This is a genomic window from Streptomyces sp. RFCAC02 (genome assembly GCF_004193175.1).
GTDB lineage: Bacteria > Actinomycetota > Actinomycetes > Streptomycetales > Streptomycetaceae > Streptomyces.
This window is the reverse complement of record NZ_SAUH01000001.1, coordinates 4,691,324-4,704,533: the sequence shown is the minus strand read 5'-3', so window position 1 is coordinate 4,704,533 and position 13,210 is coordinate 4,691,324. Positions and strand designations below refer to the sequence as shown.

Sequence of the window (13,210 nt, the reverse complement as noted above, 5' to 3'; positions counted from 1 at the left end):
GCGGCCCCGGGCACCGGCGCCCGCCGCGCGTCAGCCGCGCGGCGGGCGCTGGCACTTCGGGCAGAAGTGACTCGACCGGTTCATCCACGGCCGGCGCCGGACCGGGGTCCCGCAGCGGTGGCACGGCAGGCCCTCACGGCCGTAGACGTCGAGCGAGCGGTCGAAGTAGCCGGACTGCCCGTTCACGTTGACGTAGAGGCTGTCGAAGCTCGTGCCGCCGACGGCGAGCGCCGCGTCCATCACGGCGCGGAGATGCCCCACCAGTTCGGCCGTCCGCGGGCGCGTCAGGCCGGCGGTGGGCCGGTCGTAGTGCAGCCGGGCGCGCCACAGCGCCTCGTCCGCGTAGATGTTGCCGACGCCGCTGATCAGGGACTGGTCGAGCAGGGCACGCTTCACGGTGGTGCGGCGGCGGCACAGCGCCGCGTGAAAACGGTCCTCGTCGAACTCGGGGTCGAGGGGGTCCCGCGCGATGTGCGCGATCACGTCGGGCAGGCCGTCGGCACCCACCGGGTGCAGCGACAGGCCGCCGAACGTCCGCTGGTCCACGAACCGCAGCTCACCGCGCACCGCGTCCTCGAAGGTGAGGCGGATCCGCAGGTGCTTCTCGTCCGGGGTGCCGCCGGGCTGCACGAGGAGCTGGCCGCTCATCCCGAGGTGGGCGAGCAGCGCCGTCCCGCCGTCCCGGCCGCCGAGCGGCAGCCACAGGTACTTGCCGCGCCGCCGGACGGCCGTGACCCGCAGGCCGGACAGCCGGGCCGTGAAGTCGTCGGCACCGGCAGGGTGCCGCCGTACGGCGCGCGGGTGCAGCACCTCGGCGGTGAGCACCGTGCGGCCGCCGACCCACCGGTCGAGACCGCGCCGGACGACCTCGACCTCGGGCAGCTCAGGCAACGGCCGGCCCGTCCAGGTCGGCGGGCGCGGCGTCGGGGTCGGCCGACGCCTCGGCCCGCGCGGCACGCTCCGCGTCGATCGCACTGCGGATCGAGCGCCAGGCGGTCTCCGCCGCCTGCTGCTCGGCCTCCTTCTTGCTGCGGCCCGTACCGGTGCCGTAGGTCTCGCCAGCGACACGGGCGGCAGCGGTGAAGGTCTTCTCGTGGTCGGGACCGCTCTCGTCGATCACGTACTCCGGCACCCCGAGGCCCTCGGCCGCGCTCAGCTCCTGCAGCGAGGTCTTCCAGTCGAGCCCGGCCCCGAGACCGGCGGACCGCTCGATCACCGGGTCGAACAGCCGGTGCACCAGCGCGTCGGCCGCGTCCAGCCCCTGGTCGAGGTAGACCGCGCCGATCACCGCCTCCAGCGTGTCCGCGAGGATCGACGCCTTGTCCCGGCCGCCGGTGCCCTCCTCACCGCGCCCCAGGCGGACGAACGACCCGAGCCCGAGGCCCCGGGCCACCTCCGCGAGCGCCCGCGCCTGCACGACGGCCGCCCGCAGCTTGGCGAGCTGGCCCTCGGGAAGGTCCGGGTGACGCCGGTAGAGGGTGTCGGTGACGATCAGGCCGAGCACCGAGTCCCCGAGGAATTCGAGGCGCTCGTTGGTGGGCAGCCCGCCGTTCTCGTACGCGTAGGAGCGGTGGGTGAGCGCACGCGCCAGAAGGGCGGGCTCGAGCCGGTGGCCGAGCCGCCCTTCCAGAGTCGCGAGGGACGAGGCAGTGTCCTCAGACGCCTGGGGTTGCGACCTCCTGGCGTGTGACATGACGCCCGTCACCCGCCGATCAGACCTCGAGGACCTGACGGCGGTTGTACGTGCCGCAGTTGGCGCACGCGGTGTGCGACAGCCGCGGCTCCTGGCAGCGCTCGCAACGCACCAGGTTCGGGACCGCAGCCTTCCACTGCGACCGGCGGTGGCGCGTGTTGCTGCGCGACATCTTCCGCTTCGGAACAGCCACGGCTACTTCTCCTGTGATCCGTCCCCGCTCCCGCGGGGTGCCTTGTCTTGCATGTCCTGCTGGTCCTGCCCCGCGGGGCCGTCCGCCCCCTCGGGCGGACCGGCGAAATCCCGCAGTGCCGCCCACCGGATGTCGACGGGCTCGTCGTGCCCGTGCTCCGGATCGGCCGCGAGCGGCGCACCGCACTCGGGACACAGCCCCGGGCAGTCCTCCCGGCACACCGGCTGCAGCGGCAGTGAGAGCACCACCGCGTCGCGCAGCACCGGTTCGAGGTCGAACAGGTCGGCCTGGAGGTACAGCGTCTCCTCGTCCCCCTCGTCGTCGGGGGTGTCCGCCGGACGGCGGCCGTGCCCCTCCGACTCGGGGTACGAGAACATCTCCTGGAAGTCCGCCGCGACCTCGTCGGTCAGCGGCTCCAGACACCTTACGCACTCCCCCGCCAGCGGCGCGCGGGCGGTCCCGGTCACGAGCACGCCCTCCATGACGGACTCGAGGCGCAGCTCCACCTCGACCGGCTCGCCCTCGGGCACCCCGACGACCTCGACATCACCGAGGTCGGCCGGCGCCGGAACGGTGCGCGAGACCCGTTTCATGGCACCGGGACGCCGCCCCAGCTCCCGTGTGTCGAACACGAGCGGGGCACGGTGGTCCAGGGGGGCGTTCAGGGCTTTCTGCTTTCTCATGGGGTGGCTGCGCGGTCGCCGTGCGCGCCGGCCTCTCGCCGAGGGGCCGGGCGGGCAGCCGCGATCACACGGGGTGCCGCGGCCGAAGGGCCAGCATACGCCACGGCCCGCCCGGCACCCAATCGGCGGCTCCCCCGCGCTACTGGCGGCCCTCCTGGTACCGCCGTAGCTGCTCGGCGTCGATCATGCTCGTGTCGAACAGGCTCGTCTCGTCCAGGACGGTGGGCTGCTGCTGGTAGCCGTACCCGGCGTCGGAGGAGTACGCGGTCTGCTGCGGGTAGGCGCCGGAACCGTAGTCCTCCTGCCCGTAGGAGTAGCCGCTGTCGCCGCCGTACTGGCCGCCGGTGCTGTAGGGGTCGCCCTGGGCGTAGCCGCCGGGGTCCTGCGCGCCGTAGCCGCCGGACTGGGCGGGGAACGAGCCGGTGGCGGACGGATCGTAGCCCGCGGCCGCGGCCGCGGCGGCGGGCTCGGGGTCGTGCTGCGGTTCGGGCTGCTGCAGGCCGAGGTAGCCGTAGGTGTCCTGCTCGGCCTGCTGCTCGAAGAACGCGGCGGAGCGGGTCTGCTCGCCCTGCGCCGCCTCCATGGCCTCCTGTGCGGCGACGTGCTCGGCGAGTTCGTCGATGGGCCGGTGGCCGGTCAGCTTCTGCCGGCCGCGCCCCACCGCTTCGAGGGTCTTGTTCAGCACGGCCTGGATGGCGCCGAACTGCGCCTCGATGTAGGCGTCGGCGTTGGCGAGCAGCTCCCGGGCGTCGCCGCGGTCGGGGTCGCCGAGCAGCTTGTCGCGGCCACGGTCGACCGAGCCGATGGTCTTGCCGAGGACGACCTCGAAGTTGGCCAGTTTGCTGTCCACGTAGTCGTCGGCCTCGGCCTTGACCTCGGCGGCCTCCTGCCGGGCCTCGGCGAGGATGCGGGCCGCCTCGTTCTGCGCCTGCTGGACGATCTCGGTGCCATCGACCAGCGATCCGCGCTCCGCGTGCGCCGCCTCGACGATGCGGCGGGCCTCCTGCTGGGCGTCGGCGACGACGGCCTCCCGGTCTCCGAGGACCTCCTGCGCCTGGGCGAGCGAGCCCGGCAGCGCCGCGCGCACCTCGTCGAGCCGTGCGAGCAGGTCGGAGCGGTTGATGACGCACGACGCCGACATGGGCATGCCCTTGGCGCCGCGCACCGCGGCGACGATCTCGTCCAGTTTCTGGTTCACGTCCACAGGTGCGACTGTACGGCCAACCCGCGCGCGGCGGTGCGCCATTGCCCGGCGCGGCGGGGGCGCACGGCGGCTCAGCGGCGGTCGAGCCTGCCCCGCAGGGCGTCGAGCACGGGCCCCGGCACGAGGTGGGACACGTCCCCGCCCCAGGCCGCGACCTCCTTGACGAGGCTCGACGACAGGAAGCTGTACACCGGGTTGGTGGGGATGAAGAGCGTCTCGACGCCGGAGAGGCCGTTGTTCATCTGGGCCATCTGGAGTTCGTAGTCGAAGTCGCTGACGGCGCGCAGGCCCTTGACGATGGCGGGGATCTCGCGCTGCTTGCAGTAGTCCACCAGCAGGCCGTGGAAGGACTCCACGATCACGTTGTCGTACTCGGCGGTGCACTCCTCGATGAGGGCGATGCGCTCGTCGACGTCGAACAGGCCGCGCTTCGACGTGTTGACCATCACGGCGACGTGCACGACGTCGTAGAGCCGGGAGGCGCGGGCCACGATGTCGAGGTGCCCGAGGGTGACGGGGTCGAAGGACCCGGGACAGACTGCGCGGCGCAACGCTTTCTCCTCGTGTTCGCGGCCGGTCACACCCGGCCGCCTGCGTCGGGGCCGGTGGTCCGGCCGTACCAGAGCGTTCCCTCGCCGTAGCGGCGCGAACGCAGCTCCTCGAAGCCGTCGGGCCAGCCGAACGCGCCGCCGCGGGTGCTGCGCTCCACGGTGGCGAGCGCGCCGGGCGCGAGCCAGCCGTTGGCGCGCAGGGCGAGCAGGAGGGCACGCAGGTCGGCGTCGGTGACGGCGTACGGCGGATCGAGGAAGACCAGGTCGTACGGGTCGCCCGGCGGCGGCCCGGCGGCGAGCTGCTCGGCGCGGACGGGGCGCAGGTCGGCACCGGGCAGGCCGAGGGCGCGGATGTTGGCCCGGATCGTGCGGGCGGCCCGCGGGTCGGACTCGGCGAGCAGGGCGTGCGCGGCCCCGCGGGAGAGGGCTTCCAGACCGACGGCGCCCGAGCCGCCGTACGGGTCGAGGACGCGCGCCCCGGCGAGCGGGCCGGAGAGGGCGCTCCAGGTGGAGAACAGCCCCTCCCGCGCCCGGTCGGAGGTCGGCCGGGTACCGCCGCCCGGCGGCACGGCCAGCCGCCGCCCGCCGGCGGTCCCGGCGATGACGCGGGTCATGGGGGTCCTCGCAGTGTGGTTCCGTGGGCGCCTGCTCGGCCGTACTCCCCCACGCTATACAAACCCGCCGGAACGCGGCGGGGCGGGTCAGACGGAGGGGCCGCCCTCGGGCCGGCCGGTGTGGCGGCGGGCGGCGAGCCCGGCGGCGCGCCGGTCCGGGTACACCTCGCAGACGAGGCGGCCGTCGGGGGTGTGGTCGTGCTCCAGTTCGTAGAGGCACAGCTCGCTGTCGTCGGCGAGGAGGAAGGCGTGCGCGTAGACGGAGCACCAGGCGCGGCCGACCGGCCGCACGGCCGGATCGGGCACGCGCTCGATGAGGTAGCCGCGGGCGGCGGCGAGCAGACGGAGGGTCTCCTCACCGGGGCGGTCGGCGTTGACGGCGCGGCGCAGGAGGCGCCGGGCGTGGTCGGACGAGTCCCGGCCCGGGTAGGTGCGCCGGCCGGGCACGGGGGCCGGCGGCCCGCCGTGGACCAGCCACTCGAGCTCCTCGGCCGACGGCACGTCGCCGCCCGGCAGGGCCTCCGGCTGATCGGTCATGTGCGTCCTCCCGGGGTGCCGCTCTCCTGTGACCGCGCCTGGGCGGGACACCGTAGCGCCGAGGCGCCGCCCCCGGGAGCCGCTTCGCGGAAAGTGGCCCGGGGGCGGAGCGATAACCGGACACGTCCGGCCGCCGGCGGCGGGCGCCGGCGGCCGGGGGCCGTCAGTCCGCCGCCGCCTCGCCCGCGGAGCCGACGAGCGCCGGGGACACGTAGCGGGACCAGGACAGGCAGCCGTCGGGCGGGCAGTACTCCGGGCGGCGCGGGTCGTGGCCCAGCTCGCGGAGCTTCGTCCGCACGGAGTCGGGGGTGCGGCCGAAGCGGGCGGCTATGCGCGCGATGGTCTCGCCGCCGTGGAAGCGGCGGGTGAGGTCCTCCTCGTGCTGGGGGATCCAGGGCGCGCCGTGGCCGGGGAACAGCTCCCGCAGGATGTCGCGGTCGGGGATGGGCTCGGACACGTCCGCCGCCAGCGCGAGGGCGCGCAGCCCCCGGTTGAGGGCGATGCGGAGGGTGGGGACGTCGGCGAGCGGCATGGTCAGCGAGCCGGAGGCGAGCGGGACCTCCGGCAGCGCCTCGCGCCAGCCGGTCAGGGTCAGGGTCACGGTGATGTCGTCGTCGCTGGCCAGCTCGATGCGGAAGACCTTGTCGCCGAGCGGCAGTTCGTTGATGTGGCGGAATGCCATGCGGGCAACCCCCTGTGGTCCGGCCGGTGCGACCCCGGTTGGATCGCCCCGGACTGAGTCCATTCTCGCAGGCACCACTGACAATTGACGGGTCGTCAGACGCCCCGCCGGGGGCTTCCCCATGCGCTCAGGAACGGCCCTTCGCGGCGGGATCGGGGACCCGGCGAGACCCATACCGCCGCCCCCGTCCGAGGGCCGGGAAGAGGGCGGCGTCGGCGGCCTTCGCGACGAGCGGAGAGCCGTCCGGCCCGCCCTTCCCGGCATCCGGGGCGCCGGGACGGGCTCAGCCCTTGTCGAGGAATTCCTCGCGGCCCGCGTCGAGCAGGGCGTCGAGCGCGGTGCGCAGGGCGGGGGCGCCGGTCAGGTCGGGGTCGCGCGCCACCAGCGCGACCGCCTCGGCCCTGGCCTCCGTGATGATCTCCTCGTCGTCGATGACGGCGAGCATCCGCAGGCTGCTGCGGCCGCCCGACTGGGCGGCGCCGAGGACATCGCCCTCCCGGCGCTGTTCGAGGTCGACGCGGGACAGCTCGAAGCCGTCCGTGGTCGCGGCCACGGCGGCGAGCCGCGCACGGGCCGCGCCGCCCTCCACGGCGTCGGTCACCAGCAGGCACAGCCCCGGAGCCGCCCCGCGCCCGACGCGGCCGCGGAGCTGGTGCAGCTGCGAGACGCCGAACCGGTCGGCGTCCATGATCACCATCGCGGTGGCGTTGGGCACGTTGACGCCGACCTCGATGACGGTGGTGGCGACCAGGACGTCCACCTCGCCGGCGGCGAAGCGCCGCATCACGTCGTCCTTGGCATCGGGCGCGAGCCGGCCGTGCAGGACGGCCGTGCGCAGCCCGGCGAGCGGGCCGGCGGACAGGCGCTCCGCCACCTCCAGGACGGCCAGCGGGGGCCTGCGCTCGGCGCCGTCGCCGCCGTCCCCGTCATCGGCACCCGCCTCCCCCGTGCCACCGCCGGCGCCGCGCTCCCGCTCGTCGTCGCCGATGCGGGGGCAGACGACGTACGCCTGGTGGCCGGCGGCGACCTCCTCCCGCACCCGCTCCCACGCGCGGGTCAGGAAATGCGGCTTGTCACTGACCGGCACCACGTGCGTGGCGATCGGCGAACGGCCGGCCGGCAGCTCGTCGAGGACCGAGGTCTCCAGGTCGCCGAAGACCGTCATGGCGACGGTGCGCGGGATGGGGGTCGCGGTCATGACGAGGAGGTGCGGGGGCCGCTCGCCCTTGGCGCGGAGCGCGTCGCGCTGCTCGACGCCGAAGCGGTGCTGCTCGTCCACGACGACCAGGCCGAGGTCGTGGAACATGACGGCGTCCTCGATGAGGGCGTGGGTGCCGATGACGATGCCGGCCTCGCCCGTCGCGGCGGCCAGCAGCGCGCGGCGGCGGGCCGGCGCGCCCATGGAGCCGGTGAGCAGCTCGACCCGCGTGCCGCGCTCGTCGCCGCCGAGGAGACCGCCCTCGGCGAGGTCCCCGAGCATGGCGGTGATCGAGCGGTGGTGCTGCTGCGCGAGGACCTCGGTGGGCGCGAGCAGCGCCGACTGGCCGCCCGAGTCGGCGACGGCGAGCATGGCGCGCAGCGCGACGAGCGTCTTGCCGCTGCCGACCTCGCCCTGGAGCAGGCGGTGCATGGGGTGGTCGCCCGCGAGGTCGGCGAAGATCTCGTCGCCGACACGGCGCTGCCCCGCGGTGAGGGTGAACGGCAGCCGGGCGTCGAACGCGTCCAGCAGGCCGCCGGCCGCCGGGCGGCGCGGCACGGCGGAGAGCTGGCCCGTCGCGTGGCGCCGCCGGGCGAGCGCGACCTGCAGGACGAACGCCTCGTCCCACTTGAGGCGGGCACGGGCCTCGTCGATCTCGGCGCGGGAGCGCGGCCGGTGGATCTTCTCGAACGCCTCGGGCAGCGCGACCAGCCCGCGTTTCCCCCGCAGGGCGGGCGGCAGCGGGTCGGTGAGGTCGCTCCAGCCGGTGGCCTCCTGGGTGTCGAGGACGACACCGACGGACTTGGCGAGCCGCCAGGACTCCAACTGCTTGCAGGCGGGGTACAGGGGCAGCGGGCGCCCGGCGAACTCGGCGACGGCGTCCGTGCCGCTGTCCTCGTCCAGCAGTTCGTAGGCGGGGTGGGAGAGCTGGAGCCTGCGGTTGAACACACCCACCTTGCCCGCGAACATGCCGCGGCGCCCCGGGAGCAGCACCTTCTCGTGGTGGCGGACGGCGCGGGCGCCGAAGAAGACGATCTGCAGCCGGCCGCCGCCGTCCGTCAGGGTGACCTCCAGACGCAGGCCGCGGCCCCGGTTGAACGTCATCGTGCGGGCGTCGGCGATCTCGGCGACGACCGTGACGTGCTCGTCGAGCGGCAGGTCGGTGAGCCTCGTCAGCTCGCCGCGCTCGGCGTAGCGGCGCGGGTAGTGGTGCAGCAGGTCGCCGACGGTGTGCAGGTCGAGGTGGGCGGCCATCACCTTGGCGGTGGTGCCGCCGACGACTTTGGCCAGGGGTTCGGACAGCGCGGTCACACGGCCCATTGCACACCATGGGTACGACAGTCGCGGCGCGGGCCGGACACGGCGGCGCGCGGTGTCATTCGACGCCGACGAGGAGCGGGACGGTCTGGCGCCCCTCGTGGACGACGGTGTCGACCCCGAGGTGGCCGCGCCTGACCTGTTCGCACAGGCGGGCCGCGAGGCCGGGCGGGGCGCCGGCGCCGAGGACGAGGGTGACGAGTTCACCGCCCGCGGACAGCATGCGTTCCACGACGTCCGCGGCGACCTGCACGGGGTCGCCGCCGATGACGGCGACATCGCCGTCGACCAGGCCCAGCACGTCCCCCGCCTGGCAGATGCCGGCCATCGTCCACGCCTGGCGCTCGGCGACCACGACCTCGCCGAACCGGGTCGCGCCGGCGGCGGCCGTCATCGCGACGACGTCCTCGTCGAAACGCCGCTCCGGCGCGTGCACGGCGAGCGCGGCGATGCCCTGGACCGGCGAGCGCGTGGGCACGACGGCGACCCTGACACCCGCGGCGCGCGCCTGCTGCGCCGCCGCGGAGGCCGCGTGCCACAGGGCGTCGTCGTTGGGCAGGAGCACGACTTCGGCCGCGCCGGTGGCGAGGACGGCGGCGGCCAGTTCGGCGCCGCCCGGGGGCTCGCCCGGGTGGACGGTGAGGGCGGTCGCGCCCGCCTCGGCGCACAGCCCGGCCAGTCCGTCGCCCGGCATGACGGACACGACCGCGCGCCGCGCCGCGCGGCGGTCGGTCCCGGCGCCTGGGGCCGGGGTGAGCACGCTGATCCCGATGCGGTGCGGCCGGCCCGCCTCGATGCCGGCCTCGACGGCGGCGCCGGGCCTCGCGGTGTGGACGTGGATGTTCCACAGCCCGTCGCCGCCGACGACGACGAGGGAGTCCCCGAGCGCGTCGAGGCGGGCGCGCAGGGCCGGGACCGCGGCGTCGGGGGCGTCGAGGAGGTAGATCACCTCGTACGCGGGGCCGGTGCCCGCCGGGGGCGGCGCGCCGTGGTCGTGGGCACCGGTGCGCGTGGTGTCCTCGCCGGAATGCCCCGCACAGGGGGGCGCGGCGCAGCCGGAAACCCCGGGCACGGCCGGCTGTTCCCCGTCCGCCGGCGGGTCCGCCCGTGCCGTACGGGCGCGCGCGGGCCGTTCGCCCGGTCCGGCCGGCCGGTGGCGCCGGTCGCTCGCGCGGCGGACCGGGGGGCGGCCGGAGAGGGCCGCGTCGAGCGCGTCGAGCACGGCGACGAGCCCGCGGCCCCCCGCGTCCACGACGCCCGCACCGGCGAGGACGGCGAGCCGCTCCGGCGTGCCGGCCAGGGCGCCACGGGCGCCCGCGCAGGCGGCGGCCGCGACGGCCGCGGGGCCGCCCGGGGCCTGCTCGGCGGCGTCGGCGGCCGCCGTGGCGACGGTCAGCATCGTGCCCTCGACGGGGTGCGCGACCGCCTCGTACGCCGAGGTCGCGGCCCGGCGCAGCGCGCGGCGCAGGGCGTCGGCGCCGGCCGGCTCGGGGGTGGCGGCGAGGACGTCGGCCATGCCGCGCAGCAGTTGGGCGAGGATGGTCCCCGAGTTGCCCCGGGCGCCGATGAGCGCGCCGTGGGCCATCGCGCGTATCGCCTCGCCGAGCGTCGGCCCCCCGCTGCCGGCCGCGGCCACGGCCTGCGCGGCGGACTCGGCGGTGAGGTAGAGGTTGGTGCCGGTGTCGCCGTCCGCGACCGGGAAGACATTGATGGCGTCGATCTCCTCGCGGTCCCGGCCGAGGAGGTCGAGCGCGAACCGGCACCAGCGCCGTACCGCCTCGGCGTCGAGCGGTTGCGGCACCTGGGCCTCCTCCTGGCGGTACGGCGACGGGGCGCGGCGGCTGGCGGCGGGTGCAGCTTAAGCCTTCCCGTGCGCGGGCCACCGGCCCGTGGGCGGGCGGGGGCACGATTTCCCTGCCCGGGAGCCTTCAGGGTATGCTGCCCCGGTTGCCCGATGTTGTCGCCGATTCTCCGGCCGGCTGTCGGGTCGACCCACCGGGATTCCGAGATCCCGGTTTCCGAGCGTACGTTCACGTCGCCCCGCCTGCGCGGTGGCGACCCGTCTTTGGAGTGACCCGTGGCTGCCAACTGCGACGTCTGCGGCAAGGGGCCGGGCTTCGGCAACAGCATCTCCCACTCTCACCGCCGCACCCCCCGCCGTTGGAACCCCAACATCCAGCGGGTGCGTGCCGTGGTGAACGGGACGCCGAAGCGCCTGAACGCCTGCACCTCGTGCATCAAGGCGGGCAAGGTCACGCGCTAGCGTTCTCGACGGCATCGGCCGGTCCACCCGTGGGTGGGCCGGCCTCTTGCGTGCCGTGAAACGCCCGGCGCGCGCTACGACAGCGCGTGGCCGTGGTGCACCGGGCCGATGCCGGCGCCGAGGGGGAAGCCCGCCGCTATCGCGCCCGTCACGTACTCCTTCGCCGCCGCCACGGCGTCCGGCACCGGGTCGCCGTGGGCGAGGCGCGCGGCGATCGCCGACGCGAGGGTGCAGCCCGTGCCGTGGGTGTGGCGGTTGTCGAGGCGCGGCGCGCGCAGCCAGTGCTCGTCGGTGCCGTCGGTGAGGAGGTCGACGGCCTCCCCCGGCAGATGGCCGCCCTTGATCAGCGCCCAGCGCGGACCGTGCGCGAGGATCGCGTCCGCCGCGCGCCGCATCCCGTCCTCGGAGGTGACGCGGACGCCGGTGAGCTGCTCGACCTCCGGCAGGTTCGGCGTGACGACGGTCGCGGCGGGCAGCAGCCGGCCGCGCACGGCGTCCAGCGCGTCCGCCGCGAGCAGCGGGTCACCGTGCTTCGACACCCCCACCGGGTCCACGACCACCGGGGCGTCCACGTCCGCGAGCAGACCGGCGACCAGCTCGACGAGTGCCGCCGACGCCAGCATCCCCGTCTTGACGGCCTGCACCCCGATGTCGTCCACGACGCTGCGGAACTGCGCCACGACCGCCTCGGCCGGCAGCTCCCAGAACGCCTGGACGCCCAGCGAGTTCTGCGCCGTGACGGCGGCGATGACGCTCATCCCGTGGGTCCGCAGCGCGAGCATCGTCTTCAGGTCGGCCTGGATGCCCGCCCCGCCGCCGGAGTCGGAGCCCGCGACGGTCAGAACGCGTGGTGGTGCCTGCATGGGCGCCACAGTACCGAGCGGCACACGGCGGGCCGCCGCCAGGTCAGGACGGGGCGAAGTGGTCCCAGCCGCCGGCCGTCTCCCACGCCGCGCCGTCCACCGTGACGTGCGGCAGACCCCGCGTCCGCGCCGGCAGGACCTCGCCGATCGTCCGCCAGCGGGCCGGGAGTTTCGTGTCGGCGGGGAAGACGGCGACGATCGCGTGGTCCTCACCGCCCGTCAGGACCCAGGTCAGCGGGTCGACACCGACCGCCTGCCCGATGTCCGACATCTGCGCGGGCACGTCGAGGGCGGCCGACCGCAGGTCGATCCGTACCTTGCTGCCCCGCGCGATGTGCCCGAGGTCCGCGATCAGGCCGTCGCTCACGTCCGTCATGGCCCGCGCGCCGAGGGCAGCGGCCGCCGGCCCGGCCGGGTAGGGCGGCTCCGGGCGCCGGTGCGCCTCGACGAACGCGCGCGGCGAGCGGAACCCGCGCGACAGGACCGCGTGCCCCGCCGCCGACCAGCCGAGCCAGCCCGTGACCGCGACGAAGTCCCCGGGCCGCGCCCCCGTGCGCGTCACCGGCTCGCGGCCCGCCAGGTCGCCGAGCGCCGTGATGGACACCGTGATCGTGTCGCCGCGCACCACGTCCCCGCCCGCGACGCCCGCGCCGGCGACCCGGCACTCGTCGCGGATGCCGTCCATCAGCTCCACGGGCCAGGTCGCGGGGAGTTCGGCGGGGACGACGAGACCGAGCAGGAGCGCGGTCGGCACGGCCCCCATGGCGGCGATGTCGGCGAGGTTCTGGGCGGCGGCCTTGCGCCCCACGTCGTAGGCGGTGGACCAGTCGCGGCGGAAGTGCCGCCCCTCCAGCAGGATGTCGGTGCTGGCCACGACGCGGCGGTCGGGTGCCGCGACCACCGCGGCGTCGTCCCCCGGGCCGAGCCGTACGGCCGGAGTCCCGCTGATCCGGGACGTCAGCTCCCGGATCAGGCCGAACTCGCCCAGCTCCCCCACACTGCCCTTCACTCGGTTCTCCTCATGCTCGTCCATGCCGGCCACGGGTCAACTCGCCGCGATCAGCACCCGCCGGAGTCTCCCGGTGCTGGTCATGACGCGCTACGGTAGCGCCCCCGATCCTCGAAGCCGCTGTGGAGGACCTGTGGTACAGGCGTACGTCCTGATCCAGACAGAGGTGGGGAAGGCATCGGCCGTGGCCGACGTCCTCTCCCGAATGGCGGGGGTGACCCGGGCGGACCATGTGACCGGCCCCTACGACGTGATCGTGCGCGCCGAGGCCGCCTCGGTGGACGAGCTGGGCCGGCTGGTGGTGGCGGAAGTCCAGCGCGTGGCCGGGATCACGCGCACGCTGACCTGCCCCGTCGTCCATCTGTAGACACCCCGTCCGCTCGCCGGGCGTCCTCCACGGTAC

At 75.3% G+C, this 13,210-nt stretch carries 15 protein-coding genes; 2 read left to right on the top strand and 13 right to left on the bottom strand.

What is annotated here, in order from left to right; all coding sequences use genetic code 11:
• Positions 1–30 precede the first annotated feature (30 nt).
• The 11 genes from mutM to EMA09_RS21840 all read right to left on the bottom strand — a co-directional run bounded on the left by mutM (position 31) and on the right by EMA09_RS21840 (position 10,473).
• Positions 31–891: a bifunctional DNA-formamidopyrimidine glycosylase/DNA-(apurinic or apyrimidinic site) lyase gene (mutM, locus tag EMA09_RS21890; RefSeq protein ID WP_129842691.1), complete on the bottom strand. Its 861-nt coding sequence runs from the start codon at positions 889–891 to the stop codon at positions 31–33.
• Positions 884–1,693, bottom strand: a complete 810-nt coding sequence (gene rnc / locus EMA09_RS21885; RefSeq protein ID WP_129842690.1) for a ribonuclease III — start codon at positions 1,691–1,693, stop codon at positions 884–886. Before rnc ends, mutM begins: the two co-directional genes overlap by 8 nt.
• A gap of 19 nt (positions 1,694–1,712) precedes the next feature.
• Positions 1,713–1,886 (bottom strand): 50S ribosomal protein L32, encoded by a 174-nt coding sequence (gene rpmF, locus EMA09_RS21880; protein WP_129842689.1) that lies wholly within the window; start codon positions 1,884–1,886, stop codon positions 1,713–1,715.
• Between the two features lie 2 nt (positions 1,887–1,888).
• Entirely contained in the window at positions 1,889–2,569 is a 681-nt protein-coding gene (locus tag EMA09_RS21875; RefSeq protein ID WP_129842688.1) for a DUF177 domain-containing protein, read from the bottom strand.
• 139 nt (positions 2,570–2,708) lie between these two features.
• Positions 2,709–3,773 carry an ATP synthase F0 subunit B gene (locus EMA09_RS21870; RefSeq protein ID WP_129842687.1) on the bottom strand — a complete coding sequence of 355 codons (1,065 nt, stop codon included), beginning with the start codon at positions 3,771–3,773 and terminating at the stop codon, positions 2,709–2,711.
• A gap of 71 nt (positions 3,774–3,844) precedes the next feature.
• Positions 3,845–4,324, bottom strand: a complete 480-nt coding sequence (coaD, locus tag EMA09_RS21865) for a pantetheine-phosphate adenylyltransferase (RefSeq protein WP_206305979.1) — start codon at positions 4,322–4,324, stop codon at positions 3,845–3,847.
• 26 nt (positions 4,325–4,350) lie between these two features.
• Positions 4,351–4,938: a 16S rRNA (guanine(966)-N(2))-methyltransferase RsmD gene (gene rsmD, locus EMA09_RS21860; RefSeq protein ID WP_129842685.1), complete on the bottom strand. Its 588-nt coding sequence runs from the start codon at positions 4,936–4,938 to the stop codon at positions 4,351–4,353.
• An 87-nt stretch (positions 4,939–5,025) separates the two neighbouring features.
• A complete protein-coding gene (locus EMA09_RS21855) occupies positions 5,026–5,475 on the bottom strand; it encodes a DUF6227 family protein (RefSeq protein WP_129842684.1) in 450 nt (149 codons plus the stop codon).
• A gap of 163 nt (positions 5,476–5,638) precedes the next feature.
• Entirely contained in the window at positions 5,639–6,157 is a 519-nt protein-coding gene (locus EMA09_RS21850) for a hypothetical protein (protein ID WP_129842683.1), read from the bottom strand.
• Positions 6,158–6,440: 283 nt separating this feature from the next.
• Positions 6,441–8,675: an ATP-dependent DNA helicase RecG gene (recG, locus tag EMA09_RS21845; protein ID WP_129842682.1), complete on the bottom strand. Its 2,235-nt coding sequence runs from the start codon at positions 8,673–8,675 to the stop codon at positions 6,441–6,443.
• 55 nt (positions 8,676–8,730) lie between these two features.
• Entirely contained in the window at positions 8,731–10,473 is a 1,743-nt protein-coding gene (locus EMA09_RS21840; RefSeq protein ID WP_129842681.1) for a DAK2 domain-containing protein, read from the bottom strand.
• Positions 10,474–10,749: 276 nt separating this feature from the next.
• On the opposite strand from EMA09_RS21840, the gene rpmB reads away from it, so the two are divergent.
• Positions 10,750–10,935 (top strand): 50S ribosomal protein L28, encoded by a 186-nt coding sequence (rpmB, locus tag EMA09_RS21835; protein ID WP_129842680.1) that lies wholly within the window; start codon positions 10,750–10,752, stop codon positions 10,933–10,935.
• A gap of 74 nt (positions 10,936–11,009) precedes the next feature.
• Here the strand turns inward: rpmB and thiD are convergent, their stop codons facing one another.
• Both thiD and EMA09_RS21825 read right to left on the bottom strand, forming a co-directional pair.
• Entirely contained in the window at positions 11,010–11,798 is a 789-nt protein-coding gene (gene thiD, locus EMA09_RS21830) for a bifunctional hydroxymethylpyrimidine kinase/phosphomethylpyrimidine kinase (protein WP_129842679.1), read from the bottom strand.
• 43 nt (positions 11,799–11,841) lie between these two features.
• On the bottom strand, positions 11,842–12,807 hold the full coding sequence (locus tag EMA09_RS21825) for a thiamine-phosphate kinase (protein WP_129844186.1): 966 nt from the start codon (positions 12,805–12,807) through the stop codon (positions 11,842–11,844).
• A 133-nt stretch (positions 12,808–12,940) separates the two neighbouring features.
• Here EMA09_RS21825 and EMA09_RS21820 point away from each other — a divergent pair, with 133 nt between their 5' ends.
• Entirely contained in the window at positions 12,941–13,174 is a 234-nt protein-coding gene (locus tag EMA09_RS21820; protein ID WP_129842678.1) for an Lrp/AsnC ligand binding domain-containing protein, read from the top strand.
• Positions 13,175–13,210: the final 36 nt, after the last annotated feature.